The sequence below is a fragment of the Pseudomonas brassicacearum genome, from assembly GCF_009601685.2.
Taxonomy (GTDB): domain Bacteria; phylum Pseudomonadota; class Gammaproteobacteria; order Pseudomonadales; family Pseudomonadaceae; genus Aquipseudomonas; species Aquipseudomonas kilonensis_B.
The window spans coordinates 1,459,275-1,485,740 of record NZ_CP045701.2; the positions used below are offsets into that span (position 1 = coordinate 1,459,275).

A 26,466-nucleotide genomic window follows, 5' to 3' on the forward strand; every position below is an offset into this window, starting at 1 on the left:
CTGTGGGAGCAAAGCTTGCTCGCGATAAGGTCCGAACAGGCGATAAAAAACTCGATGCCCATCAGGCATAATCGCTCCCATTCAAACAACAAGGACGAGGCCCGTGAGTTCAGTGAACAAATCGATTTTGTTGGTCGACGACGACCAGGAGATTCGCGAACTGCTGGACACTTACCTCAGCCGTGCGGGTTTCCAGGTGCGGACCACGCCCGACGGCGCGGGCTTTCGTCAGGCACTGAACGATGCGCCGAGCGACCTGGTGATCCTTGATGTGATGTTGCCCGACGAAGACGGCTTCAGTCTTTGCCGCTGGGTTCGCCAGCACCCGCGCCAGGCTCATGTGCCGATCATCATGCTCACCGCCAGTTCCGACGAGGCCGACCGGGTCATTGGTCTTGAGCTGGGCGCCGATGATTATCTGGGCAAGCCGTTCAGCCCGCGTGAATTACAGGCGCGCATCAAGGCACTGCTGCGTCGGGCGCAATTCGGCCAGGAACGCGCCGGCGGCGAAGTTCTGGCTTTCGATGAATGGCGGCTGGACATGGTCAGCCATCGGCTGTTTCACACCGACGGTGAAGAAGTGATTCTCTCCGGTGCCGACTTCGCCTTGCTCAAGTTGTTTCTCGACCATCCCCAGGAAATCCTCGACCGCGACACCATCGGCAATGCGACCCGTGGTCGTGAGTTGATGCCCCTGGACCGGATCGTCGACATGGCGGTCAGTCGTCTGCGCCAGCGCCTGCGCGACACCGAGAAGCCGCCGCGGCTGATTCGAACGGTGCGCGGCAGCGGGTATCAACTGGCGGCCAGTGTGGTTGCCAGCAATGGTCATTGACTGGATCAAGCGAGTAGCCCGACGGGTGCCGGTACCGCGCTCGTTGCTCGGGCGGATGCTGTTGCTGACCTTGCTGGTGGTGCTATTCGCCCAGACTCTCTCCAGCCTGATCTGGGTCGCGCAACTGCGCGCCACCCAGCTCGAAGGCCTGGTCACCAGCGCCCGCAGCCTGGCCCATTCGATGACCGCCAGCGTCAGTTATTTGCGTTCGCTGCCGGTGGCGTACCGGCCATTGGTGCTGGACCAGTTGCGCAGCATGGGCGGTACGCGGTTTGTCGTCACCCTCAACGATAAGCCCCTGGGCATGGACGTGCTGCCAGTCACGCCGCGCAAGCTGGCGGTGCTCAAGGCAGTGGACGATGTGCTGCGCCGTTCGTTGGGCAATAGCGCCGATATCTCGGTGAATTTTGTCAGCCCCGACGACCTGCGAATTTTCAACGCCGGGCTCAAGCTCGATGAGTTGCCCCGTTCATGGGCTCACTACGCCTTGACCCTGGAGCCGGTGAACCCGCCGGTGCTGGTCACGCAGATCCAGATGGCGCCGGGAGAATGGCTGTACATCGCCTCGTTGCTGCCCGAACCCTACACCAGCCTTGAAGAGCAAGACCTGCCCAAGCAACAGGTCGGTTTCATCGTGCTCACCAGCAGCCTGTTGCTGCTGTTCATCGGCTTGCTGGTGCACTGGCAGAGCCGGCCTCTCAAGCGTTTGGCCCGGGCCGCGCGGGACATGTCCCTGGGCGCCGAAGTGGAGCCGGTGGCCGAGGGCGGCGGCAGCGAAGTGGTGGAGGTGGGGCGGGCGTTCAATGCCATGCGCGAACGCATCAGCCGTTACCTGACTGAACGCAGCCAGTTGTTCAGCGCGATCTCCCACGACTTGCGCACGCCGATCACCCGCTTGCGGTTGCGGGTCGAGCTGCTGGAGGACGAAAACCTGCAGGCCAAGTTCGGCCGCGACCTGGATGAACTGGAGCTGCTGGTCAAAGGCGCGCTGCAATGCGTCAAGGACACCGACATCCACGAAAACATCGAGCCGGTGGACCTCAACCATGTACTCGATTGCCTGGTCGAACCTTACCTGGCGCCCAACGGCAACGGCCGTGTGACCCAGGATGGCCGGGCGCTGGCGCCGTATCCCGGCAAGCCGCTGGCCCTCAAGCGCTGCATCGGCAACCTGATCGACAACGCCTTGAAATACGGACAGAACGCCCACCTGCACATCGATGACGATGAAACCGCGTTCATCCTGCACGTCGACGATGAAGGCCCCGGCGTGCCGGAACAGCGCCTGGAGCAAGTCTTCGAACCACACTTCCGCCTCGCCGGGCAGCAGCAAGGCTATGGCCTGGGCCTGGGCATCGCCCGCAACATCGCCCACAGCCATGGCGGGGAAGTGAGCCTGCAGAACCTGCGTGAAGGGGGGTTGCGGGTGACATTGCAGTTGCCGCGCAGTGTGGATTGATCAGACCGCGTTATCGTTCTTCGCGAGCAAGCCCGCTCCCACACTGGATCTTCGGCGCCTCACGACACCCTGTGGGAGCGAGCTTGCTCGCGATGGCGCCAGTAGCCTCAACGCCTCCCTCAGGTAAATGTCACAACTCGGTGACATAACTCGCCCCTTTCGTTACCTGCCCCTCGCCATCCCTTGTTTAGACTCCCTGCGTCAAAACAACAAAAAAGGTACCACCCAATGGACACCTTCCAACCGGCCTTCAGCAGTTGGCTGAACGCCCCTGCCCACCAGCAATGGCTTGCCGATGAAGGCTTGCGGTTGCTGGCGTTCGCCAAGGCGTCGAAGCTGGCGGACGGCTTTGGCAACCTGGACGAGTGCGGCCACCTGCCGGCCGATGCTCGGGCCGAGACCATGAACACTGCGCGCATGACGCACAGCTTTGCCATGGCCCACATCCAGGGCCTGCCGGGGTTTGCCGAGCTGGTGGACCACGGCGTCCAGGCGCTGAGCGGTCCCTTGCGCGACGCCGAGCACGGTGGCTGGTTTGCCACGACGCGGCCTGATGAAGACGGCGCGGGCAAGGCGGCCTACCTGCATGCATTCGTTGCCCTGGCGGCCAGTTCCGCAGTAGTGGCCCAGCGCCCCGGCGCCCAGGCATTGCTGGACGAAGCGGTGCGGATCATCGATGAGCATTTCTGGAGCGAAGAAGAGGGTGCGCTACGCGAATCCTTCAACCGCGACTGGAGCGAGGAAGAGGCCTATCGCGGCGCCAACAGCAACATGCACGCCACCGAAGCCTTCCTCGCCCTGGCCGATGCCACCAACGACCCACGCTGGCTGGCCCGCGCCCTGCACATCGTCGAACGGGTGATCCATCACCATGCCGCCGCCAACGACTACCTGGTGGTGGAGCATTTTGACCGTCACTGGCAGCCGTTGCGCGAATACAACCAGGACAATCCTGCCGATGGTTTTCGCCCCTATGGCACCACCCCTGGCCACGGCTTCGAATGGGCGCGGCTGCTGCTGCACCTCGAAGCCGCACGGGTCCAGATCGGCATGCTGACCCCAGGTTGGCTGGCCCAGGACGCGCAAAAACTCTTCGACCAGAACTGCCGCCACGGCTGGGACGTCGATGGTGCGCCGGGCATTGTCTACACCCTGGATTGGGACAACCGCGCCGTGGTTCGCCATCGCCTGCATTGGGTCCACGCCGAAGCGGCGGCCGCTGCCAGCGCCTTGCTCAAGCGCACCGACGAGGCGAAGTACGAAGCTTGGTACCGGCGATTCTGGGAGTTCTGTGACAAGCATTTCATCGACCGCTGCAACGGCAGCTGGCATCACGAACTCGATCCGCAAAATTGCCCCAGCGCCGACATCTGGCCGGGCAAGCCGGACCTGTATCACGCCTGGCAGGCGGTCTTGATTCCGCGCCTGCCCCTGGCACCGAGCATGGCGTCAGCCCTGGCGCGGTTATCCAGTCCTTCACCTGTGTAACCATGTCGTGACATTTGCACGTCCCTTCGTTACCTGCGAAGGGATTCCCTCTGATTAGAATCCATGCAGCGCAAGCACCAGACTTGCATGCATAACAACAAGAAAGGTACTTCTAGATGAATGCGATTTCTCGCCTCGCTACTGTCATTTCTCTTGCTTCCCTGCTTCCCGTCGCAGCATTCCCTGTCACCACCTTGGCCGCTGAATCCAAAGGTTCCGTGGAAGTCGTCCACTGGTGGACGTCGGGTGGCGAAAAAGCCGCGGTCGATGTGCTCAAGGCCCAGGTAGAAAAAGACGGCTTTACCTGGAAGGACGGCGCTGTTGCCGGTGGCGGCGGTTCCACTGCCATGACCGTACTCAAGAGCCGTGCCGTGGCCGGCAACCCACCGGGCGTCGCCCAGATCAAGGGCCCGGACATCCAGGAATGGGCGTCCACCGGGCTGCTCGACACCGACATCCTCAAAGACGTTGCCAAGGCCGAGAAGTGGGACAGCCTGCTCGACAAGAAAGTCTCCGATACCGTGAAGTACGAAGGTGACTACGTCGCCGTGCCGGTGAACATCCACCGCGTCAACTGGCTGTGGATCAACCCGGAAGTCTTCAAGAAAGCCGGCATCACCAAGAACCCGACCACCCTCGAAGAATTCTACGCAGCCGGCGACAAGCTCAAGGCCGCGGGCTTTATTGCGCTCGCCCACGGTGGCCAGCCTTGGCAGGACAGCACCGTGTTCGAAGCCGTGGTGCTCTCGGTCATGGGCGCTGATGGCTACAAGAAAGCCCTGGTCGACCTGGACAACAAGGCCCTGACCGGTCCGGAAATGGTCAAGGCGCTGACCGAGCTGAAGAAAGTCGCGACCTACATGGACGTCGACGGCAAGGGCCAGGACTGGAACCTGGAAGCAGCCAAGGTCATCAACGGCAAGGCCGGCATGCAGATCATGGGTGACTGGGCCAAGAGCGAGTGGACCGCGGCGAAGAAAGTCGCCGGCAAGGACTACGAGTGCGTTGCCTTCCCGGGCACCGACAAGGCCTTCACCTACAACATCGACTCCCTGGCGGTGTTCAAGCAGAAAGACAAGGGCACTGCGGCTGGCCAGCAGGACATCGCCAAGGTCGTGTTGGGCGAGAACTTCCAGAAAGTCTTCAGCATCAACAAGGGCTCGATCCCGGTGCGTAACGACATGCTCGGCGACATGGCCAAGTACGGCTTCGATTCCTGCGCCCAGACCGCTGCCAAGGACTTCCTGGCGGACGCCAAGTCCGGCGGCCTGCAGCCAAGCATGGCGCACAACATGGCGACCACGCTGGCGGTACAGGGGGCGTTCTTCGATGTGGTGACCAACTACATCAACGACCCGAAAGCCGACCCTGCCGATGCTGCCAAGAAACTGGGCGCAGCGGTCCAGTCAGCGAAGTAACTGTTAGCTGCGCAGGCCCCTGTGGGTAAGCCTGTGGGAGCAAGGCTCGCTCGCGATGAACGATAACGCGGTCACTCGAAAGACCGAGGCGCCTTCATCGCGAGCAAGCTCAGCTCCCACACAAGCTCGCTCCCACACAGGGAATGTTTTGTAGTCTTTTTCTCTTGTACTGGATCTTCCCATGAGTTCTGTTGCTGTGTTCAGCAAGGCCTCGCCGTTCGATGCGTTGCAGCGCTGGCTACCAAAGTTGGTGCTGGCGCCGAGCATGTTCATCGTTCTGGTGGGCTTCTATGGCTATATCTTGTGGACGTTCGTCCTGTCGTTCACCACTTCGACGTTCTTGCCCAACTACAAATGGGCAGGCCTGGCGCAATACGCCCGGCTATGGGACAACGACCGCTGGTGGGTGGCAAGCAAGAACCTGGCGCTGTTCGGCGGCCTGTTCATCGGTATTACCCTGGTGATCGGCGTGTTGCTGGCGGTGTTCCTCGACCAGCGCATTCGTCGCGAAGGTTTCATCCGCACCGTTTACCTGTACCCGATGGCGCTCTCGATGATCGTCACCGGTACGGCCTGGAAATGGCTGCTCAACCCGGGCATGGGCCTGGACAAATTGTTGCGTGACTGGGGGTGGGAAGGCTTCCGACTGGATTGGCTGATCGACCCGGATCGCGTGGTGTACTGCCTGGTGATCGCGGCCGTGTGGCAGGCCTCGGGCTTCATCATGGCGATGTTCCTGGCCGGCCTGCGGGGTGTTGATCAATCGATCATTCGTGCCGCGCAGATCGACGGCGCAAGCATGCCGCGCATCTACTGGAAAGTGGTGCTGCCGAGCCTGCGTCCGGTGTTCTTCAGCGCCGTGATGATCCTGGCGCACATCGCGATCAAGAGCTTCGACCTGGTGGCCGCGATGACGGCCGGCGGCCCGGGTTATTCCTCCGACCTGCCTGCCATGTTCATGTATTCCTTCACGTTCAGTCGCGGCCAGATGGGCATGGGCTCGGCCAGTGCAATCCTGATGCTCGGTGCGATTCTCGCAATCATCGTGCCTTACCTGTACTCCGAGCTGAGGACCAAGCGTCATGACTAGTCTCGCTGCCAAACCTTCCATCAGCCTGAGTCGTATCGCGATCTACGCGGTGCTGATCCTCGCCGTATTGCTTTACCTGGTGCCGTTGGTGGTCATGCTGTTGACCAGCTTCAAGACGCCGGAAGACATCAGCACCGGCAACCTGCTGAGCTGGCCGACCGTGGTCAGCGGCATCGGCTGGGTCAAGGCCTGGGCCACCGTCGACGGCTACTTCTGGAACTCGATCAAGATCACCGTCCCGGCGGTGCTGATCTCTACCGCCATCGGTGCCTTGAACGGCTACGTGTTGTCGATGTGGCGTTTTCGCGGTTCGCAGTTGTTCTTCGGCCTGTTGCTGTTCGGTTGCTTCCTGCCGTTCCAGACCGTCCTGCTGCCGGCCTCGTTCACCCTCGGCAAGATGGGCCTGGCCAGTACCACCACGGGCCTGGTGTTCGTGCACGTGGTCTACGGCCTGGCATTCACCACGCTGTTCTTTCGCAACTACTACGTCAGCATTCCCGATGCACTGGTGAAAGCTGCGCGACTGGACGGTGCAGGGTTCTTCACCATCTTCCGGCGGATCATCCTGCCGATGTCCACCCCGATCATCATGGTCTGCCTGATCTGGCAGTTCACGCAGATCTGGAACGACTTCCTGTTCGGCGTGGTGTTCTCCAGCGGTGATTCGCAGCCTATCACGGTGGCGCTGAACAACTTGGTCAACACCAGTACCGGGGCCAAGGAATACAACGTGGACATGGCGGCGGCGATGATCGCCGGACTGCCGACCCTGCTGGTCTATGTGGTCGCAGGCAAGTATTTCGTGCGCGGTCTGACGGCCGGCGCAGTCAAGGGGTAATCATGGCAACGCTCGAACTTCGCAACGTAAACAAGACCTATGGTGCCGGCCTGCCGGACACCCTGAAGAACATTGAGTTGTCGATCAAGGACGGTGAGTTCCTGATCCTCGTCGGGCCTTCGGGCTGCGGCAAGTCGACGCTGATGAACTGCATCGCGGGCCTTGAGACCATCACCGGTGGCGCGATCATGATCGGCGACCAGGATGTCAGCGGCATGAGCCCGAAGGATCGCGACATCGCCATGGTGTTCCAGTCCTACGCGCTGTACCCGACCATGAGCGTGCGCGAGAACATCGAGTTCGGCCTGAAAATCCGCAAGATGAACCAGGCCGCCATCGACGAAGAAGTCACCCGCGTGGCCAAGCTGCTGCAAATCGAACACCTGCTCAATCGCAAGCCCGGCCAGCTTTCCGGTGGCCAGCAACAGCGCGTGGCCATGGGTCGGGCACTGGCGCGGCGGCCGAAGATCTACCTGTTCGACGAACCGCTGTCCAACCTCGACGCCAAACTGCGGGTCGAGATGCGTACCGAAATGAAACTGATGCACCAGCGCCTGAAGACCACCACGGTCTACGTGACCCACGACCAGATCGAAGCCATGACCCTGGGCGACAAAGTGGCGGTGATGAAGGACGGGATCATCCAGCAGTTCGGTACGCCGAAAGACATCTACACCAACCCGGCCAACCTGTTCGTGGCGAGCTTCATCGGTTCGCCACCGATGAACTTCATCCCGCTGCGCCTGCAACGCAAGGATGGTCGCCTGCTGGCACTGCTCGACAGCGGCCAGGCCCGTTGCGAACTGCCGATGGACATGCAGGACGCCGGCCTGGAAGACCGCGAAGTGATCCTGGGCATGCGCCCGGAGCAGATCATGCTGGCGGGCAGCGAGCCCAATGGCTTGCCGACCATTCGCGCCGAAGTCCAGGTCACCGAACCCACCGGGCCGGACACCCTGGTGTTCGTCAACCTCAATGACACCAAGGTCTGCTGCCGCCTGGCGCCGGACTTGGCGCCGCAAGTCGGGGAGACCCTGACGTTGCAATTCGATCCATCGAAAGTGCTGTTGTTCGACGCCAAGTCCGGCGAACGCCTGGGCGTGGCCGGCCAGCCGCAAACAGATGCCCGGACGGCCAACGTGGCGCAGTTCAAAGGCCGGTGAAGAACAGGTGTGGGAGAGGGCTTTGCTCCCCCCAAAAAGAGTATGCGGTGGATGGGGACATCCGCCGCAATCGTTGTAAACCGCGTTAGATAAAAACAGTTAATAACAATAAAGACGAGGATGTAGGGATGAAGAAGAAAAACAACGCCCAGCTTATCTGCCAGTTGTCAGCCGTTGCGGCGATGATGCTGGCCGGTAGCGCACACGCTGCCGACGCGTTCAGCGCCGATTCGCAGTGGATGACGGGTGACTGGGGCGGCGAGCGGACCAAACTGATCGAACAAGGTATCGATATCAAGGCTGACTACGTCGGTGAGGTGGGCGGCAACCTGCACGGTGGCTACAACAACGATAAGACGGCGCGTTACGCCGACCAGTTCGGTCTGGGCGTCGCGCTGGACCTGGAAAAACTGTGGGGCTGGGATAACACCCAGGCCAAGATCCAGCTCACCAATCGTAACGGTGAAAACATTTCCAATGACCGTGTGGGCGACCCGCGTGCGGGTACCTTGAGTTCCTCCCAGGAAGTCTACGGCCGTGGCCACATGGTCCGTCTGACCCAGTTGTGGATCAAGCACCAGTTCCTCGACGGCAAGCTGGACGTCAAGGCCGGTTATTTCGGTGAAGGCGAAGACTTCAACACCTTCCCTTGCGAGTTCCAGAATCTGGCGTTCTGCGGTTCCCAGGTGGGTAACTGGGCAACCAACATCTGGTACAACTGGCCGGTCATGCAGGCCGCGATCCGTGTGAAGTACAACCTCACGCCTGAGTTCTACGCGCAGATCGGTGCGTACAACCAGAACCCATCGCAACTCGAGCATGGCAATGGCTTCAAGCTCAGCGGCAGTGGTACCAAGGGTACTGTCATTCCAGTCGAGTTGGTCTGGTCGCCGAAGGTCAACAACCTGCCGGGCGAATACCGTGTCGGTTACTACAAGAGCACGGCCGATGCCAATGACGTCCGTGAAGACGACAATGGCGATGACGCCGCGACCACCCGCAACGCCTATCGCAGTCACAACAGCAAGCACGGCTACTGGTTCGTCGCGCAACAACAACTCACCACTCACAACGGTGACGCTTCCCGTGGCCTGAACATCGCGGCGAATGCGACCTTCCACGACAAGGACACCAACGTCGTCGACAACTACCAGTCGCTGATGTTCGTGTACAAGGGGCCGTTCGATGCGCGTCCGAAGGATGACATCGGGATCGGTTTCTCCCGTATCCACGTCAACGAAGACGTGAAGAAAAACGCCGAGCTGACCAACGCTGCCAATGGTGTTTCCGACTACAACGATCCGCTGTTCGCGCCGTTGCGGGACACTGAGTACAACTACGAACTCAACTACGGGATCCATGTAACCAACTGGCTGACCGTACGTCCCAACCTGCAATACATCACTCACCCTGGTGGTGTGGATGAAGTCGACAACGCGCTGGTGGCCGGCCTGAAAATTCAGTCGGTGTTCTAACGCTGTTGCGATAAGCTCCTCTCTATGTGCGCATATTTGCGGACGGCCAAGGCTGTCCGCTTTTTTTTGCAAGGTGGCTGGCACAGAACCTGTGGCGAGGGGATTTATCCCCGCTGGGCCGCGCAGCGGCCCTAAAACAGGCGCCTGGGTGTTTCAGTCACTGCTTTGGGACTGCTTCGCAGTCCAGCGGGGATAAATCCCCTCGCCACAATCAGTGTCGCAGACAGATCGGTAACTCAGTGATTTCCAGGACCGCGGCCCATGCATGAGCATCCGCTACAACGCTTTTTCAGATCCTTGCGCGAACGCCCGGTGTTCGCGTGGGAGCGCTATCAGCAGCGCGACGTGTTGGTGATCGATCACCCGTTGTGCCAAGCGGTGTTCAGTCGTCAGGGCGCACAGTTGCTGCATTTTCAACCCAAAGGCCAGAAGCCCTGGTTGTGGTGCGCGGCCAAGTGGCCGCAAGTCGGTGCGATACGCGGCGGGGTGCCGGTGTGCTGGCCTTGGTATGGCCGTCATCCCAGTGAAAACGCCTGGCCGTCCCACGGTTGGGCGCGGTTGATCGACTGGAAACTGCTCGACAGCCGCAGCGATGAAGACGGTGTGCATTTGCACTGGCAACTGCAGTTGTGCGACTGGCAAGTGGACCTGCATGCAGACCTGGGTGAGCGCATGGAGCTGCGCTTGAGCACCGAGCATCAGGACAGCCTGCCGTGCCAGTTGAGCCAGGCCTTGCACGCCTATTGGCGCATTGGTGATGTTGGTGAGGTAGCGCTGTCTGGGCTCGAAGGCGCTCAAGGTTACGACCAGTTGAGCCGTGCGGTTTGCCAGCAGGAAGGCGAATTGCGGGTCGAGGGTGGCTGTCAGCGGGTGTTCCAGCATGAGGGGGAGTTGCAGCTCAAGGACCACGCCTGGAAGCGCGAGTTGTGCATCGACACCGGCGACAGCGCCGACACTGTGGTCTGGCATCCCGGCGCACGGCCTTTGTTAGGTGTGAGTTGGGATGAAGTCAGCGAATTCGTCTGCGTCGAAGCGGCCAGTGGCGGCACCGACAGCCTGTGCCTGGCGCCGGGGGAGCGGGCGCATCTGAGTTTGCAGGCGTGGGTGGGGGGTTAGCTCTGGATGATCGTTCCCACGCAGAGCGTGGGAGCGATCAGGATGGATCAGTTGAACTCATCCCCCACCGGATACCGGCTGGCATTCAAGCTTTCCTTGATCTTGCGCAGATGCGGCTGGAAATCCACGCCCCGACGCAGGGTCATGCCGGTGGCGAGTACGTCCAGCACGGTGAGCTGGATGATCCGCGAGGTCATCGGCATATAGATATCAGTGTCTTCGGGCAGTGGAATGTTCAGGCTCAGGGTGCTGGCCTTGGCCAGTGGCGAGTTTTCGGCAGTCAAGCCCAGCACCGATGCGCCGTTTTCCCGGGCGATGCGCGCCACTTCCACCAGTTCACGGGTGCGGCCGGTGTAGGAAATGATCACGAACAGCTCACCGGTATGGGCCACCGACGCGATCATGCGCTGCATCAGCACGTCGGCGTGCGCGGTCACCGCCAGGTTGAAGCGGAAAAACTTGTGCTGGGCATCCAGGGCCACCGGGGCGGAGGCGCCGAGGCCGAAGAAGTGGATCTGCCGGGCCTGGATCAGCAGGTCCACGGCGCGACTGATCAAATTGGGATCAAGGGCTTGGCAGGCGCTGTCCAATGAGGCAATGGCACTGCCAAAGATCTTCCGGGTATAGGCTTCCGGGTTGTCGTCGGCTTCTACCGCACGGCTGACATAAGCAGCGCCACTGGCCAGGCTTTGGGCCAGTTGCAGCTTTAGTTCCGGGTAACCGCTGACGCCGAACGAGCGGCAGAAACGGTTGACGGTCGGTTCGCTGACCGAAGCCGCCTGGGCGAGGGCGGCGATGCTGAAGCGGGTCGCCTGCTGTGGGTTTTGCAGGATGATCTCGGCCACCTTGCGTTCTGCCTTGTTCAGGTCTTCAAGGCGACTCTGGATCTGTTCCAGTAAATTTCGCACGCGGTCCATACAAGATTCCTAGAAAGACGGGTCTTTGATACGACCCTTTGCGGTGGCCTATCCTACTGATGGCTCCAGCGGACCACCACTCGGAATCGGTATTTTCGAAAAATGTTGTGGTTATTACTACATTTTTCCTTGAGTGATACCTTGAAAAAAGGTATTTGTAGCTTAACTTGATAAAAGAACAAACATCATGCCTTCGATTACGGTTGAACCGTGCACCTTTGCCTTGTTCGGCGCGTTGGGCGATCTGGCCTTGCGCAAGCTCTTTCCTGCCCTGTATCAGCTCGATGGCGCCCAATTGTTGCACGAGGACACGCGAATCATTGCGCTGGCCCGTGAACCCGGCAGCGAGCAGCAGCACCTGGCATTCATCGCCGCCGAGTTGCGTCGCTACGTCGGTGAAAAAGACCTGGACCAAGCCGTGCTCGAGCGCTTCCTGGCACGCTTGACCTACCTGCACGTGGATTTCCTCAAGGCCGACGATTACGTCGCCTTGGCCGAAGCGGCCGGTTCGACCCAGCAGGTCATTGCCTATTTCGCCACCCCAGCGGCGGTGTATGGGGCAATCTGTGAAAACCTGGCGAAGGTTGGCCTGAGCGAAAACACCCGTGTCGTGCTGGAGAAGCCCATCGGCTCGGACCTGGAGTCTTCGCGCAAGGTCAACGACGCCGTGGCGCAGTTCTTCCCGGAAAACCGTACCTATCGCATCGACCATTACCTGGGCAAAGAGACGGTACAGAACCTGATCGCGCTGCGGTTCGCCAACAGCCTGTTCGAAACCCAGTGGAACCAGAACTACATTTCCCATGTGGAAATCACCGTGGCCGAGAAGGTCGGTATCGAAGGCCGCTGGGGCTATTTCGACAAGGCCGGGCAACTGCGGGACATGATCCAGAACCACCTGTTGCAGCTGCTGTGCCTGATCGCCATGGACCCACCGGCCGACTTGTCCGCCGACAGCATCCGTGACGAGAAGGTCAAGGTGCTCAAGGCCCTGGCGCCGATCAGCCCGGAAGGCCTGACGACCCAGGTGGTGCGTGGCCAGTACATTGCCGGCCACAGCGAGGGCAAGGCGGTGCCGGGCTACCTCGAAGAACCCAATTCCAACACCCAGAGCGACACCGAGACCTTCGTTGCCCTGCGTGCCGACATCCGCAACTGGCGTTGGGCCGGGGTGCCGTTTTACCTGCGTACCGGCAAGCGCATGCCGCAGAAGCTGTCGCAGATCGTCATCCACTTCAAGGAACCGTCCCACTACATCTTCGCGCCCGAGCAGCGTTTGCAGATCAGCAACAAGCTGATCATCCGCCTGCAGCCGGACGAAGGGATTTCCTTGCGGGTGATGACCAAGGAGCAGGGCCTGGACAAGGGCATGCAACTGCGCAGCGGTCCGTTGCAACTCAACTTCTCCGACACCTATCGCAGCGCACGGATTCCCGATGCCTACGAGCGGTTGTTGCTGGAAGTCATGAACGGCAATCAGAACCTGTTTGTCCGTAAAGATGAAATTGAAGCCGCGTGGACGTGGTGTGACCAGTTGATCGCCGGGTGGAAGAAATCCGGTGATGCGCCCAAGCCGTATGCGGCCGGGTCCTGGGGGCCGATGAGCTCCATTGCACTGATCACGCGGGATGGGAGGTCATGGTATGGCGATATCTGAATTGAAACTGCCGCAGGGCGTTAGCGCCCATGAATTCAAGAACCCGGTGGTGCTGGCCGAAGGCCTGGCGCTGAAGGTGGCCGAGCAGTTGCGCAGCGCGATCGACGCGCGCGGTGCGGCGACCCTGGTGGTTTCCGGCGGTCGCAGCCCGGTGGCGTTTTTCCAGCACCTGGCCAAGCAGGCGCTGGATTGGTCCAACGTGGTGGTCAGCCTGGCCGACGAGCGCTGGGTACCGGTTGAACACGCCGACAGCAATGCCGGCCTGCTCAAGCGTTACCTGCTGCAAGGCGCGGCGGCCAAGGCCCAGTTCCTGAGCCTCTACAGCGCCAGCACCAACCTGGAAGCGGCTGCCGAGCAGGCCGATCGTCTGCTGGCCGAGCTGCCGCCGATCGACGTGCTGGTATTGGGCATGGGCGATGACGGGCACACCGCCTCGCTGTTCCCCGGCAGTCCGAACCTGGCCCAGGCCCTGGACGCCAATGGCACACGCCGCTGCTGGCCGATGCTGGCGCCAACCGTGCCGCACCAGCGCTTGACCATGAGCCGCGCCTTGCTGGCTTCGGCCCAACACAAAGTGCTGTCGATTTCCGGTCAGTCGAAATTGACCACCCTGAACGCTGCGGTAGCGGGTGACGATGTCGCCGAAATGCCGATCCGCGCGTTTTTGCAACCTACGTTAGAGATTTACTGGTGCCCATGAACCAAGGATCAGCCGCTATGACAAACCCATCCCCGACCGTTTCCATGGCGGACAAAGTTGCCCTGATCGACAGCCTCTGCGCCAAGGCGCGGATCCTGCCGGTGATCACCATCGCCCGTGAACAGGACATCCTGCCGCTGGCCGATGCCCTGGCGGCCGGTGGCCTGACGGCGCTGGAAGTGACGCTGCGTTCCCAATACGGCCTCAAGGCCATCCAGGTGCTGCGCGAGCAGCGTCCGGAACTGGTGACCGGTGCCGGTACGGTGCTCGACCGCCACATGCTGGCCGCCGCCGAGGCTGCCGGTTCGCAGTTCATCGTCACTCCGGGCATCACCCGTGATCTGCTCGAGGCCAGCGTCTACAGCCCTGTGCCCTTATTGCCAGGCATCAGCAACGCCTCGGGCATCATGGAAGGCTACAGCCTGGGTTATCGCCGTTTCAAACTGTTCCCGGCCGAAGTCAGCGGTGGCGTTGCGGCCATCAAGGCCTTGGGTGGCCCGTTCGGCGAAGTGAAATTCTGCCCGACCGGCGGTGTGAGCCCGGCCAACATCAAGAGCTACATGGCGTTGAAAAACGTGATGTGCGTGGGCGGTAGCTGGATGCTTGATCCTGAGTGGATCAAGAACGGCGACTGGGCCCGCATCCAGGAATGTACCGCCGAGGCCTTGGCGCTGCTGGACTGATTGTTTTACCGAACCTCGTTGGGTGTTCTACGGTTTTACGGTGCGCTTGGTCGGCGCGCCGTTTTTTTTTGCCTGGTTTTTTATGGCAGCACAAATTTCCTGTGGCGAGGGAGCTTGCTCCCGCTGGGCTGCGTGTAGGAGCTGTGTAGGAGCTGACGAGTGCAACGAGGCTGCGATCTTTCCACTGACAATTGAGTCGAGAGCGAAAGATCAAGATCAAGATCAAGATCAAGATCAAAATCAAAAGATCGCAGGCTTCGCCAGCTCCTACAGGGTCCAGCGGGAGCAAGGGGGCTAGGTACCGCTCAGTTCGGTCAGCGCTCGGGTCAACCGCTGAATGTCGCTCGCCAGGGTGACCAGGCCGGGTGTGATGCGGATGCATGGCCCAACGCTCGTGTTGCGTACCACGGTGAAGATCCCATAGTCATTGAGCAATCGATCGGCCATTGCCTGCTGGTCTGTATGGGCGGTGAAGCGCATCGCGGTGATCCCGCAATAGAGGCGCCGGTCATCCGGGGTCATGACTTCGATGCCCGGCACATCGCGCACGGCGCTCACCCATAGATCACGCAGGTAACAGAGTCGCGCGCCTTTGGCTGAAGCGCCACCCAGGGCCTGGTGTTCTTCGAAGACCAGCGGCAGGGTGAGCAAGGCAGGGATGTTGGGCGTGCTGTGAGGCGTGCGTGAGCGGACGTCGGTGGCGGGGTAGCTGTCTTCGTCCATGTCCGGGTCGATGTCGGCCAACCGCTGCGGGGCGATGTACAGGAAGCCCTGGGAGAGGGGCCCGCCGATCCACTTCTGCAGGTTGAAACCGGCGAATTCGATCCCGAGCTTCTTCAGGTCGAAATCGATCTGGCCCAGGGCGTGGGCACCGTCGAGGATGATATCGACGGCAAATTCCTGGGCACTCTCGGCAATGGCCTGGACCGGCATCACCAGCCCGGTGAGGTGGTTGACGTAGGTCAGCGCCATCACCTTGAGGCGCGGGTAGCGAATGAACGCTTGGCGATAAGTGCCCACCAGGCTTTCGAAACTGGCGGGGTGCTGGTGGACGATTTCGATCACCTCCACGCCACGCTGGCGGGCCAGCCAGCGCATGGCGCTTTTGACCGAGGCATATTCCAGATCACAGATCAGCACTTGATCGCCAGGCTTGAGGCCGTTGTAGTTGCGAATCAGCGTCTGCAAGGCATCCACGGCGCTGCCGGCCAACCCCACGCTCTGGGGTGAAGCGTGGATCAGCCGGGCCACCTGCCGCCGAATGGCTTCGCCGTGTTCACGGTCGAAATGCTGGCGCACGTACACCGAGTTGCCCCGGTTGATGAATTCGATGTTGCGCTGGTACTCCTCCACCACGGTACGGGACATGCGCCCGAAGTAACCGTTTTCCAGATTGAGTGGCCCGGCGGGATCGACGTCGTAGCGGCCGACAAACGTCTGCCAGAAAGCTTCATCGTGGGCGCGTAGCGTGTTTTCGGGCATGACGGGGGCTCAACTGGTCAGGGGCGAGGCTTGGGCTTGCCGTGTTTGGCGCGCAATGGATCGAGCAGGTCCGACAGCCCGTTATGATCGATTTCCTGCATCAGTGCCAGCAAACCACCCAGTTCACCGTGAGGAAAACCCTCGCGGGCGAACCAGTTCAGGTACTGACCGGGCAGGTCAGCGAGGATTCGACCCTTGTATTTGCCGAACGGCATTTGACGCGTGATGAGCAATTCGAGCTTTTGCGGGTTCATGGCGATCGTCTGATTCAAATCTGCCTCGAAAATACAGGCATTCTGCATGCAGGCCAAATGACAGATCATGCAAATAGCGCGGATACAGATTTTAGCGTTATTGTTAACTAATTGATTTTTAAATGATTTATTGAAATTGGTGGCTGGCATGGCCGATGCAATATCCCTTGCAGGTTTTTTATTCACCAGCAAAGGAACTGAAAAATGACTGACATCAATAAAGAATCCATCTCTGTCTTGAACGACCTGATCGAGACCAGCAAGGATGGCCAGGAAGGCTTCAAGACCTGCGCTGAAGACATCAAGCACCCAGAACTCAAGGCGCTGTTCGTCAAGCGCGCCGCCGATTGCGCGACCGCTGCGGCCGAACTTCAAGCGGCGGTTCGCTCCCTGGGCGGCGATCCTGAAACCTCCACCAGCGTCGCAGGTGACCTGCACCGTCGTTGGGTGGACGTGAAATCCATGTTCACCGGCAAGGATGAAGAAGCGGTGCTCAACGAAGCCGAGCGTGGCGAAGACCATGCGCTCAAGGCCTACAGGGAAGCGATCGAGAAAATCAACAAGCACAACCTGGTCGGTATCCGTGACCTGGTCGAGCGTCAGTACCACGGCGTGCAACGCAACCATGACCAGGTCAAGGCACTGCGTAACCAGGCGCGCGCCAACAGTTAAACACGCGGTCAACGCCAAAAAAACGCCAGCATGCCTGGCGTTTTTTTTGTCGACAGCGATCACCTCACTGGGCCCATAGGCGCTGTGTAGGACTGTGGACGAGCTACGTAGGAGCTATGTAGGAGCGGTGTAGGAGCTGTCGAGTGCAACGAGGCTGCGATCTTTCCCCAGACACTTGAATCTCAAGCGAAAGATCAAAAGACCAAAAGATCAAAAGATCGCAGGCTTCGCCAGCTCCTACAGGTCCTGGCGGGAGCAATCTGCGACCGCCAAAGCGTTTGCATGATTGGGCGACAAACAACTCTGGACTAGAATAGATAGCTAGCTAATAATTGCGTCGCCTATCCCCTTGCATTGCATCTATCGTTACTGGCGTCCCCCAAAGAGTTTTTCGCGTGCCCATAACCTTCCAGGCCTTGTTTGCCCCCGACCGCCTCGCTTTGCAGTTCGCCATCAAGACCGTGCTTGGCGCTGGGCTGGCGTTGTGGCTGGCGCTGCGCTGGGGGCTGGAGCAACCGTCATGGGCGCTGATGACCGCGATCATCGTCGCCCAGCCCCTGTCCGGGATGGTGGTGCAGAAGGGGTTGGCGCGATTGGTTGGCACGCTGGTGGGCACCGTCATGTCGGTGGTGTTCATGGGCCTGTTCGCCCAGGCGCCCTGGTTGTTCCTGCTGGCCTTGGCGCTCTGGCTGGGGTTGTGCACGGCCTGTTCGACGCTGCTGCGCAGTGCCTGGTCGTATTCATTCGTTCTGGCCGGTTACACGGTGGCGATCATTGCCCTGCCGACCATTTCCCATCCGCTGAGTGTGTTCGATCAGGCGGTGGCCCGTTGCACCGAGATCAGCCTGGGCATCGTCTGCGCCACGGCGGCCAGTGCCTTGCTCTGGCCGTTGCGGGTCGAGCGGCAACTGGCCGGTCAGGCCCTTGCGGCGTGGCAGAGCGGCATGCAGGCCGCCCGTGCGACCCTGGCTGGCGATGTCCAGGCCCGAAAAGGGTTGCTGGAAATTCTGGGCAGGATCGTCGCGGTGGATGCCCAGCGCGAACATGCCTGGTTCGAGGGCCGCCGTGGCCGACAGCGAGCCCGGGCCATCAGCGGCTTGAGCCAGAAATTGCTGATGCTGCTGCGCCTTTCGCGCTCGGTGCGACGGCAGTGGAAACAGCTCGATCCCGAGGAGGCCGAGGCCCTTCAGCCGTGGATGGACGAGGTACAGCAGGCCCTCGACGCCGACAGCGCGACCCTGCAAGCCTTGCGCCCTCGGGTATGGGATGCGTCTCACGATCCGCAGATCAGCTCGGCGCAGAGCTACTGCCTGGCGCGGTTCGCCTTGTTGCTCGATACCGCCCTGGCCGCCTGCGCTGCCTTGGCGGCGGTACAGGAGGGCAGGGAGGCGGCGGATCCACCGCGAACCCTGGCGCCTCATCGTGATTTGTCCCTGGCCATGGTCTTTGGTGCGCGCAGCGCCTTGGCATTCCTGACGGTTGCCTGTTTCTGGCTGGCGACCGCCTGGCCCGCCGCATCGGGGGCAATGCTGCTGACGTGCGTGGTGTGCAGCCTGTTCGCCAGTCGCGAAAATGGCGCGCAGATCGGCATGAGTTTTCTGCGGGGCATCCTGTTGGCCGTGCCGACGGCGTTCGTGATCGGTGAGCTCGTTCTCCCGCAATGGAGCAGTTTTGCGATGCTGTGCATGGCCATGGGCGTGCCGTTGTTTTTCGGCGCGCTGGGTATGGCCAAGCCGCAGATTTTTGCCACGGCGACGTCGTTCTGCCTGCATTTCGTGGTGTTGATTTCACCACTCAATGCCATGAAGTACGACGTCGCGGCGTTCTTCAATAACGCCCAGGCCATGATGATTGGTGTGGGCGCGGCGGTGCTGGCCTTCAATCTGCTGATTTTGCGCAACCCGGCCTGGCACAGCCGCCGTCTGCTGGCCGCGACCCTCCACGACCTGGTGCGCCTGACCCATCGCAGCCTGCGTGGCGCCGAGAGCTGGTTCGGCGGGCGCATGGCTGACCGGCTGTTGCAGTTGGCGCGGCATTACCCTGAGTTGCCGGTGCAGGCGCGCAGCCGTTGGGATGATGGTTTGCTTGGCCTGGACATTGGCGATGAATTGTTGCATTTGCGTCTTAGCCTGGCCGTCGCCCAAGTGCCTGATAGCCGGGCGCAGCGTCGCTATTTCGAAGCGCTGGAGCAGGTGCTCGAACATGGCCCGGCCGGTGACAAGGCCGATGCGCTGGCCTCGGCAAGCGCCGAGTTCCTGAACGTGTTGTCGACCCAGCCGCCCGGTGACGCATTGAAGCTGGCCCAGGGCGCGGTGGTGCAATTGCAAAACAGCTGGCGCGCCTGGTGCCACCAGCACGAACCTGAACGACGGGAGCACAGCCATGGGCTTGCGTGAGTGGTCGATTGGCGGGGTGTTGCTCAGCCCGTTCCTGATTTATGTGGTGCTGGCGTTGCTGGTGACCGGTGCGTTGCGCCTGCTGCTCAGCCTGGTGCCGGCCGGGCGTTGGATATGGCATGAAGCCTTGTTCGACTGCGCCCTGTATGTCTGTGTCCTGACCGTTATTACCGTGGTCCTCGGGCCGCTATAGGAGTTGAACATGCGTACATCCGTACGTGTCGCCGTCACGCTGTGCATGGTGGCCGTGGCGATTTTCGCCGGGTTTCACTTGTGGCAGTACTACATGCTCACACCTTGGACCCGCGATGCGCGGATTCGCGCCGACGTGGTGGTGATTGCACCCGACGTGTCGGGTTGGGTGCGCGAGCTCAAGGCGGTGGATAACCAGCAGGTCAAGGCCGGCGATGTGCTGCTGAGTATCGACCGTGAGCGGTTCGAGGCGGCGCTGGAGAAGGCCCGGGCCGTGGTCCAGACGCGCCAGCAGCAACTGAGCCTGCGCGAACACGAAGCCAGCCGCCGCGCGGCTCTTGGGCCCCAGGCCATCAGCGCCGAACTGCGGGAAAATGCCCAGATCAACGCCGGCATCGCCCGAGGCGAACTGCGCGAAGCCCAGGCAGAGGCCAAGGTGGCCGAGCTCAACCTGGCCCGCAGCCAGGTCCTGGCCCCGCGTAACGGCCACATCACCAACCTGCGCCTGGCCGAAGGCAACTACGTGAATGCCGGGCAGCCGGTGATGGCGCTGATCGATGACTCGACGTTCTATGTGCAGGCCTATTTCGAAGAGACCAAGTTGCCGAGGATCCGCGTGGGCGATCCGGTCAAGATCTGGCTGATGAGCGCCGGCCATGCGCTGGAGGGCCATGTCGAGAGCATCAGCCGTGGCATTACCGACCGCAACACCAACCCCGATGCGCAGTTGCTGGCGGAGGTCGAGCCGACCTTCAACTGGGTGCGCCTGGCCCAGCGGATACCGGTGCGGATCAAGTTGGACAAGGTGCCGGAGGGGGTGAACCTGAGCGCCGGGATGACGGCGAGCGTGCAGGTGCGCGAAGACTTGCCTTGAATGTGGGAGCAAGGCTTGCCCGCGATGAAGATAACTCGGTCTCTCAGGGAACCGAGGCGCCTGCATCGCGAGCAAGCTTTGCTCCCACACAATGGCTTGCCACAAAGTCACTCACAGTAGGCGCCTGTGAGTCAGCCCACAGTGATCGCCGGCAACGTCGGCAAGGTCACGGTCTGCTGCTTGCGCGGTGCGAGGATTTCGGCCTCGCCGTCCACCACCAGCTCTTCGCGTTGGTTGAACACGCGCGTGGCGATGCGCACACGGAACTTCGGCAGTTTCTCCAGGATTTCCAGGCGCACGGTCAGGGTGTCGCCGATTTTCACCGGTTTCTGGAAACTCATCTGCTGGCCGATATAGATGGTGCCCGGCCCCGGCAACTCGCAGGCCACTGCCGCGCTGATCAGCGCACCGCTGAACATGCCATGGGCGATGCGCTCTTTGAACATGCTCGCGGCGGCGAACTCGGCATCCAGGTGCACCGGGTTGTGATCGCCGGACATCGCCGCGAACAGCTGGATATCACGCTCTTCGACGGTCTTGCTGTAGCTGGCGGTCTGGCCGATTTCGAGGGCTTCGTAAGGGGTGTTGGTAACCTGGGTCATCTGTTTCAAATCCTGTGAAGGAGTAAAGGAAAAACGCTGCAAGCCTACTCGCTGCGTGGCGGCCGCTTGTGGCTCAAGGCTTGGGCAATCCAGGCCAGCACGTCGGCGGTCACTTCATCGCGGTTGGTTTCATTGAACAGTTCGTGACGGGCCTGCGGGTAAATCGTCAATTGCAGGTGCCGGATGCCGGCGTCACGCAGGGTGTCGGCCAGATCCTTCAGACGCTTGCCTTCGCTCACCGGATCACATTCACCACCGATCACCAGCAGGGGCAGGCCCGGATCGATCTGGGCGAGATTGGACGCTTTGCTGATTTGCTGCAAGCCACCGAGCAGGTCGACCCACAGTTGATTGGTGCAGCGAAAGCCACACAGCGGGTCTTGGGCGTACTTGTCGACTTCGGCCGGGTCGCGGCTGAGCCAGTCGAAAGGGGTACGCGTGGGTTTGAATTTCTTGTTGAAACTGCCGAACGACAGCCACTCGATCAACGCGCTGCGCCCGGTGGCTCCCTGGCGCCAGCGTTCGAAGCGGGCGATCAGGCGAGCGCAGCGGTAGAGCGTCACCGGCTGAAAGTTCGAGCCGCTGAGAATCGCCCCGTGCAGGCTGGCGCTGTGATGCAACAAATAACCCTGGGCGATGTAGCTGCCCATGCTGTGGCCTAGCAACACGATGGGGGTTTCGGGATGTTGTTGACCGATGTGCTGGTTGAGGCTGGCCAGGTCGCCCACGACCTTGGTCCAGCCGTCCTCGTCGGCAAAGTGGCCGAGAATCGCTTCCTCGCCGGTCTTGCCATGGCCGCGCAAGTCCATGGCGCAGACACCGTAGCCTTCGTCGCACAACGCCTGGGCCAGGCGTGCGTAGCGGCCGCTGTGTTCGGCCATGCCATGGGCCAGCATGATCACCGCCAAAGGGGCGGTTTCGGGCAGCCATTGGTTGACGAACAGGCGGCTATGGTCGGTCGCGGTCAGCCAGAACGTTTGGTGGATCATGGCGATTCCTTTGCACAAAGTCAGACGCAGCCTCGCTGCATTGTATAGCGCATCCGTTGCGTCTCGCCTGATCAGCCTTCGTCGTGGCAAGAAGATTCACACAATCTATGACGCAGGTTGCCATATTTGCCTGATTGGCCATAGCTGCTAGTGTCCCAAGAGCTCCGCGTCTGCAAGCGATGCAGACGCGGCCCGGACATGCTCAGGTAAAGAGGACAAAAACAATGCAGCCTGATTTCTGGAATGACAAACGCCCGGCCGGCGTGCCCCTGGATGTTGATCTGGGGGCCTACAAGTCGGTAATCGAGGTGTTCGAGCGTTCCTGCAAGAAATTTGCCGACCGTCCGGCGTTCAGCAACATGGGGGTGACCCTCACCTATGCCGAGCTCGAGCGCTACAGCGCGGCTTTCGCCGGCTACCTGCAAGCCCATACCGACCTGGCACCGGGCGATCGTATCGCAGTACAGATGCCTAACATCCTGCAGTACCCGATCGCCGTGTTCGGTGCCTTGCGCGCCGGGCTGATCGTGGTCAACACCAACCCGCTGTACACCGCGCGGGAAATGCGTCATCAGTTCAAGGACTCCGGTGCCCGGGCGCTGGTGTACCTGAATATGTTCGGGCAAAAAGTCCAGGAGGTGTTGCCCGATACGGACCTGCAGTACCTGATCGAAGCGAAGATGGGTGACCTGATGCCCACCGCCAAGGGCTGGCTGGTCAATACCATGGTGAGCAAGGTCAAGAAAATGGTGCCGGCCTATTCGCTGCCCCAGGCCATCGCCTTCAAGAGCGCCTTGCGCCTGGGACGTGGCCAGGGCATCAAGCCGCTGAAAGTCAGCCTCGACGACATTGCGGTGTTGCAATACACCGGCGGCACCACCGGGTTGGCGAAGGGCGCAATGCTGACCCACGGCAACCTGGTGGCCAACATGCAACAGGCCCGGGCCTGCCTGGGGCAGCTCGGTGATGACGGTCATCCACTGTTGCGCGAAGGCCAGGAGGTCATGATCGCGCCGTTGCCGCTCTACCATATCTATGCGTTCACGGCGAACTGCATGTGCATGATGGTGACCGGCAACCACAACGTGCTGATCACCAACCCGCGGGACATCGGTGGTTTCATCAAGGAACTGAAGAACTGGCGTTTCTCGCTGCTGCTGGGGCTCAACACATTGTTCGTGGCATTGATGGACCATCCGGATTTCAAGACCCTGGATTTTTCCAACCTCAAGGTCACCAATTCGGGCGGCACGGCGCTGATCAAGGCCACCGCCGAGCGCTGGGAACAGATCACCGGTTGCGGCATCACCGAAGGATATGGCCTGACCGAGACCTCGCCAGTGGCCAGTGCCAATCCTTATGGGGGCAAGTCCCGGTTGGGCACGGTGGGGATGCCGGTGCCGGGCACGCTGATGAAAGTGATCAACGACGATGGCGTCGAGCAGTCCCTGGGCGAGCGCGGCGAGCTGTGCATCAAGGGTCCGCAGATCATGAAAGGCTACTGGAACAAGCCTGAGGCCACGGCCGAAGTGCTGGACCACGAGGGCTGGTTCAAATCCGGCGATATCGCGGTAATCGATCCGGACGGTTTCGTGCGCATCGTCGACCGCAAGAAGGACATGATCATCGTCTCGGGCTTCAATGTGTACCCCAACGAGATCGAAGACGTGGTGATGGCCCATCCCAAGGTGGCCAACTGCGCGGTCATCGGCGTGCCGGACGAACGTTCGGGGGAGGCGGTGAAGCTGTTTGTGGTGGCACGCGAAGCCGGGGTCAGCCTTGAAGAACTCAAGGCCTACTGCAAGGAGAACTTCACCGGCTACAAGGTACCCAAGCACATCGTGCTGCGGGAATCGTTGCCAATGACTCCGGTGGGCAAGATCTTGCGGCGGGAGCTGCGGGATATCGCCTGAGGCCAGAGAAGTCCAGTAGAAACCCTGTGGGAGCGAGTTTGCTCGCGATGGCGGTGTATCAGCTAAATCCAATTCAGCTGGTCCACCGCCATCGCGAGCAAGCTCGCTCCCTCAGTTTTTTGGCTATTCAGAGCGATTTAAACGAGGCTTAGAATTTTTACTCTAAAAGTGACCATAAAATATTCATGAGTCATGTTTGTGACTGTAGGGGCTGCTTTTGGCTCTAGGCGGCCCTTGGCAAAGCTGCTACTCTCGGCGCGCTTTTGTGACTTCTCGGCCTTGATTCAAGCCAGATTCACCAATAAACACACACCAATAATAATCGCATCAAATGCGGTGAGAATTCGCGTTGCTGAGGAGTGGGCTTCCATGATCGAAGACTTTTGGAAGGATAAGTACCCAGCTGGGATTGCTGCCGACATCAATCCAGACGAGTATCCGAATATTCAGGCGGTGTTGAAGCAGTCCTGCCAACGCTTTGCCAACAAGCCGGCATTCAGCAACCTCGGCAAGACGATCACCTACGGTGAACTCTACGAGTTGTCCGGTGCCTTTGCCGCGTACCTGCAACAGCATACCGATTTACAGCCGGGCGATCGAATCGCCGTGCAGCTGCCCAACGTTCTCCAGTACCCGGTGGCTGTGTTCGGTGCGATCCGCGCCGGGCTGATCGTGGTCAACACCAACCCGCTGTACACCGCGCGGGAAATGGAACACCAGTTCAACGACTCCGGGGCCAAGGCACTGGTATGCCTGGCGAACATGGCACACCTGGCCGAGACCGTGGTACCCAAGACAGGCGTCAAGCACGTCATCGTCACCGAAGTTGCCGATCTGCTGCCGCCGCTCAAGCGCCTGTTGATCAACAGCGTGATCAAGTACGTCAAGAAGATGGTCCCGGCCTATCACTTGCCCAAGGCCGTCAAGTTCAACGACGTGCTGAGCAAAGGCCACGGCCAACCCGTGAACGAAGCCAACCCCACCAGCGACGATGTGGCCGTGCTGCAATACACCGGCGGCACCACTGGCGTGGCCAAGGGCGCGATGCTCACTCATCGCAACCTGGTGGCGAACATGTTGCAGTGCAAGGCGCTGATGGGCTCCAACCTCAATGAAGGTTGCGAGATTCTGATCACGCCGCTGCCGCTGTACCACATCTATGCCTTCACCTTCCATTGCATGGCGATGATGCTGATCGGCAACCACAACATCCTGATCAGCAACCCGCGTGACCTGCCGGCGATGGTCAAGGAGTTGTCGAAGTGGAAGTTCAGCGGCTTCGTCGGCCTCAATACGCTGTTCGTGGCCCTGTGCAACAACGAAGCCTTCCGCAAGCTCGATTTCTCTGCCCTCAAAGTCACCCTGTCCGGCGGCATGGCCTTGCAACTGGCAGCAGCCGAGCGCTGGAAAGCGGTGACCGGCTGCCCGATCTGCGAAGGCTATGGCATGACCGAGACCAGCCCGGTGGCTACCGTCAACCCGATCCAGAAGATCCAGGTCGGTACCATCGGCATTCCGGTGCCATCGACGCTGTGCAAGGTGATCAATGACGCGGGCGTCGAACAGCCATTGGGTGAAATCGGCGAATTGTGTGTGAAAGGTCCGCAGGTCATGAAGGGTTACTGGCAGCGTCAGGAAGCCACTGACGAGATCCTCGACAGCGAAGGCTGGCTCAAGACCGGTGACATTGCGCTGATCCAGCCGGACGGCTACATGCGCATCGTCGATCGCAAGAAAGACATGATCCTGATCTCCGGTTTCAACGTGTACCCCAACGAACTGGAAGATGTGCTGGCAACCCTGCCGGGCGTGCTGCAATGCGCGGCCATCGGCATACCGGACGAGAAGTCTGGTGAGGCGATCAAGATCTTCATCGTCGCTCGACCGGGTGTCACGTTGACCAAGGAACAGGTGATGGAACACATGCGTGCCAACGTCACCGGCTACAAGGTGCCCAAGGCCGTGGAGTTCCGCGATGCCTTGCCGACGACCAACGTGGGCAAGATTCTGCGGCGCGAGTTGCGGGATGAAGAGCTCAGGAAGTTGGGGCTGAAGAAATAATACCGTTGCCAATAAAAAGCCCCGTTGATGCGGTGATGCTCTTCACTTAAAGAAACGGCGCTTTTCCGAAGGAGGGAAAGCGCCGTTTTCTTTTGGGCTTGGTTTTGGGTGTATATCCGTTTTTTTTATAACGGCGGCTTATGGTTCCGCTCTTACAGCGGCTCACTTTTGAAGAGCGCAAAAGTGAGCCGC

The 26,466-nt window shown here is 60.6% G+C and carries 23 protein-coding genes; 18 read left to right on the top strand and 5 right to left on the bottom strand.

All coding sequences use genetic code 11. The features are described from left to right. Positions 1 to 103 precede the first annotated feature (103 nt). From GFU70_RS06335 to GFU70_RS06375, 9 genes are all read left to right on the top strand, one after another. Positions 104 to 835, top strand: a complete 732-nt coding sequence (locus GFU70_RS06335; RefSeq protein ID WP_058543982.1) for a response regulator — start codon at positions 104 to 106, stop codon at positions 833 to 835. Continuing rightward, positions 825 to 2,294, top strand: coding sequence for an ATP-binding protein (locus GFU70_RS06340; RefSeq protein WP_064107044.1), 1,470 nt, complete (start codon positions 825 to 827; stop codon positions 2,292 to 2,294). Before GFU70_RS06335 ends, GFU70_RS06340 begins: the two co-directional genes overlap by 11 nt. A gap of 228 nt (positions 2,295 to 2,522) precedes the next feature. Then, positions 2,523 to 3,782: an AGE family epimerase/isomerase gene (locus GFU70_RS06345; protein ID WP_153387749.1), complete on the top strand. Its 1,260-nt coding sequence runs from the start codon at positions 2,523 to 2,525 to the stop codon at positions 3,780 to 3,782. A gap of 116 nt (positions 3,783 to 3,898) precedes the next feature. Beyond that, on the top strand, positions 3,899 to 5,200 hold the full coding sequence (locus GFU70_RS06350) for an ABC transporter substrate-binding protein (RefSeq protein WP_058545749.1): 1,302 nt from the start codon (positions 3,899 to 3,901) through the stop codon (positions 5,198 to 5,200). Between the two features lie 181 nt (positions 5,201 to 5,381). Further along, positions 5,382 to 6,290: a carbohydrate ABC transporter permease gene (locus GFU70_RS06355; RefSeq protein ID WP_058545748.1), complete on the top strand. Its 909-nt coding sequence runs from the start codon at positions 5,382 to 5,384 to the stop codon at positions 6,288 to 6,290. Then, complete coding sequence (locus GFU70_RS06360) at positions 6,283 to 7,128, top strand: carbohydrate ABC transporter permease (RefSeq protein ID WP_003198539.1); 846 nt, start codon at positions 6,283 to 6,285, stop codon at positions 7,126 to 7,128. The genes GFU70_RS06355 and GFU70_RS06360 overlap by 8 nt, the downstream gene beginning before the upstream one ends. 2 nt (positions 7,129 to 7,130) lie before the next feature. Next, complete coding sequence (locus tag GFU70_RS06365) at positions 7,131 to 8,291, top strand: ABC transporter ATP-binding protein (protein WP_058545747.1); 1,161 nt, start codon at positions 7,131 to 7,133, stop codon at positions 8,289 to 8,291. Between the two features lie 128 nt (positions 8,292 to 8,419). After that, complete coding sequence (locus GFU70_RS06370; RefSeq protein WP_116643024.1) at positions 8,420 to 9,766, top strand: carbohydrate porin; 1,347 nt, start codon at positions 8,420 to 8,422, stop codon at positions 9,764 to 9,766. Between the two features lie 261 nt (positions 9,767 to 10,027). Beyond that, positions 10,028 to 10,882, top strand: a complete 855-nt coding sequence (locus GFU70_RS06375; protein ID WP_058545745.1) for a D-hexose-6-phosphate mutarotase — start codon at positions 10,028 to 10,030, stop codon at positions 10,880 to 10,882. Between the two features lie 47 nt (positions 10,883 to 10,929). On the opposite strand, the gene GFU70_RS06380 is transcribed toward GFU70_RS06375, so the two are convergent. Next, positions 10,930 to 11,790: a MurR/RpiR family transcriptional regulator gene (locus GFU70_RS06380; RefSeq protein WP_175360356.1), complete on the bottom strand. Its 861-nt coding sequence runs from the start codon at positions 11,788 to 11,790 to the stop codon at positions 10,930 to 10,932. A 196-nt stretch (positions 11,791 to 11,986) separates the two neighbouring features. Between GFU70_RS06380 and zwf the strand changes: the two genes are divergently transcribed. From zwf to GFU70_RS06395, 3 genes are read left to right on the top strand one after another with little or no spacing between them, the layout of a single operon-like run. After that, complete coding sequence (zwf, locus tag GFU70_RS06385; RefSeq protein WP_058545743.1) at positions 11,987 to 13,456, top strand: glucose-6-phosphate dehydrogenase; 1,470 nt, start codon at positions 11,987 to 11,989, stop codon at positions 13,454 to 13,456. Next, positions 13,443 to 14,156 carry a 6-phosphogluconolactonase gene (gene pgl, locus GFU70_RS06390; RefSeq protein WP_058545742.1) on the top strand — a complete coding sequence of 238 codons (714 nt, stop codon included), beginning with the start codon at positions 13,443 to 13,445 and terminating at the stop codon, positions 14,154 to 14,156. The genes zwf and pgl overlap by 14 nt, the downstream gene beginning before the upstream one ends. Before the next feature lie 17 nt (positions 14,157 to 14,173). Then, positions 14,174 to 14,839 (top strand): bifunctional 4-hydroxy-2-oxoglutarate aldolase/2-dehydro-3-deoxy-phosphogluconate aldolase, encoded by a 666-nt coding sequence (locus GFU70_RS06395; protein WP_058545741.1) that lies wholly within the window; start codon positions 14,174 to 14,176, stop codon positions 14,837 to 14,839. Between the two features lie 294 nt (positions 14,840 to 15,133). Here GFU70_RS06395 and GFU70_RS06400 read toward each other — a convergent pair whose 3' ends face one another. Together GFU70_RS06400 and GFU70_RS06405 are read right to left on the bottom strand one after the other, a co-directional pair. Next, a complete protein-coding gene (locus GFU70_RS06400) occupies positions 15,134 to 16,321 on the bottom strand; it encodes an aminotransferase class V-fold PLP-dependent enzyme (RefSeq protein ID WP_153387750.1) in 1,188 nt (395 codons plus the stop codon). Positions 16,322 to 16,338: 17 nt separating this feature from the next. Further along, positions 16,339 to 16,575, bottom strand: coding sequence for a DUF3820 family protein (locus tag GFU70_RS06405; protein ID WP_058545751.1), 237 nt, complete (start codon positions 16,573 to 16,575; stop codon positions 16,339 to 16,341). A 204-nt stretch (positions 16,576 to 16,779) separates the two neighbouring features. Here GFU70_RS06405 and GFU70_RS06410 point away from each other — a divergent pair, with 204 nt between their 5' ends. The 4 genes from GFU70_RS06410 (at position 16,780) to GFU70_RS06425 (ending at position 20,709) form a co-directional block, all read left to right on the top strand. Next, positions 16,780 to 17,247, top strand: coding sequence for a PA2169 family four-helix-bundle protein (locus GFU70_RS06410; protein ID WP_058545739.1), 468 nt, complete (start codon positions 16,780 to 16,782; stop codon positions 17,245 to 17,247). Positions 17,248 to 17,642: 395 nt separating this feature from the next. Beyond that, entirely contained in the window at positions 17,643 to 19,643 is a 2,001-nt protein-coding gene (locus GFU70_RS06415) for an FUSC family protein (protein WP_153387751.1), read from the top strand. After that, positions 19,630 to 19,836, top strand: a complete 207-nt coding sequence (locus GFU70_RS06420) for a DUF1656 domain-containing protein (RefSeq protein ID WP_003198565.1) — start codon at positions 19,630 to 19,632, stop codon at positions 19,834 to 19,836. The genes GFU70_RS06415 and GFU70_RS06420 overlap by 14 nt, the downstream gene beginning before the upstream one ends. A 9-nt stretch (positions 19,837 to 19,845) precedes the next feature. Then, a complete protein-coding gene (locus GFU70_RS06425; RefSeq protein ID WP_058545737.1) occupies positions 19,846 to 20,709 on the top strand; it encodes an HlyD family secretion protein in 864 nt (287 codons plus the stop codon). A 131-nt stretch (positions 20,710 to 20,840) separates the two neighbouring features. Here the strand turns inward: GFU70_RS06425 and GFU70_RS06430 are convergent, their stop codons facing one another. Both GFU70_RS06430 and GFU70_RS06435 read right to left on the bottom strand, forming a co-directional pair. Continuing rightward, the gene (locus GFU70_RS06430) at positions 20,841 to 21,311 is read right to left on the bottom strand and encodes a MaoC family dehydratase (protein WP_153387752.1); all 471 of its coding nucleotides are present in this window, start codon (positions 21,309 to 21,311) and stop codon (positions 20,841 to 20,843) included. Positions 21,312 to 21,355: 44 nt separating this feature from the next. Beyond that, positions 21,356 to 22,300, bottom strand: a complete 945-nt coding sequence (locus GFU70_RS06435) for an alpha/beta hydrolase (RefSeq protein ID WP_058545736.1) — start codon at positions 22,298 to 22,300, stop codon at positions 21,356 to 21,358. A 224-nt stretch (positions 22,301 to 22,524) separates the two neighbouring features. Between GFU70_RS06435 and fadD2 the strand changes: the two genes are divergently transcribed. Both fadD2 and fadD1 read left to right on the top strand, forming a co-directional pair. After that, on the top strand, positions 22,525 to 24,213 hold the full coding sequence (gene fadD2, locus GFU70_RS06440) for a long-chain-fatty-acid--CoA ligase FadD2 (protein ID WP_058545735.1): 1,689 nt from the start codon (positions 22,525 to 22,527) through the stop codon (positions 24,211 to 24,213). Positions 24,214 to 24,582: 369 nt separating this feature from the next. After that, on the top strand, positions 24,583 to 26,274 hold the full coding sequence (gene fadD1 / locus GFU70_RS06445) for a long-chain-fatty-acid--CoA ligase FadD1 (RefSeq protein WP_058545734.1): 1,692 nt from the start codon (positions 24,583 to 24,585) through the stop codon (positions 26,272 to 26,274). Positions 26,275 to 26,466 lie beyond the last annotated feature (192 nt).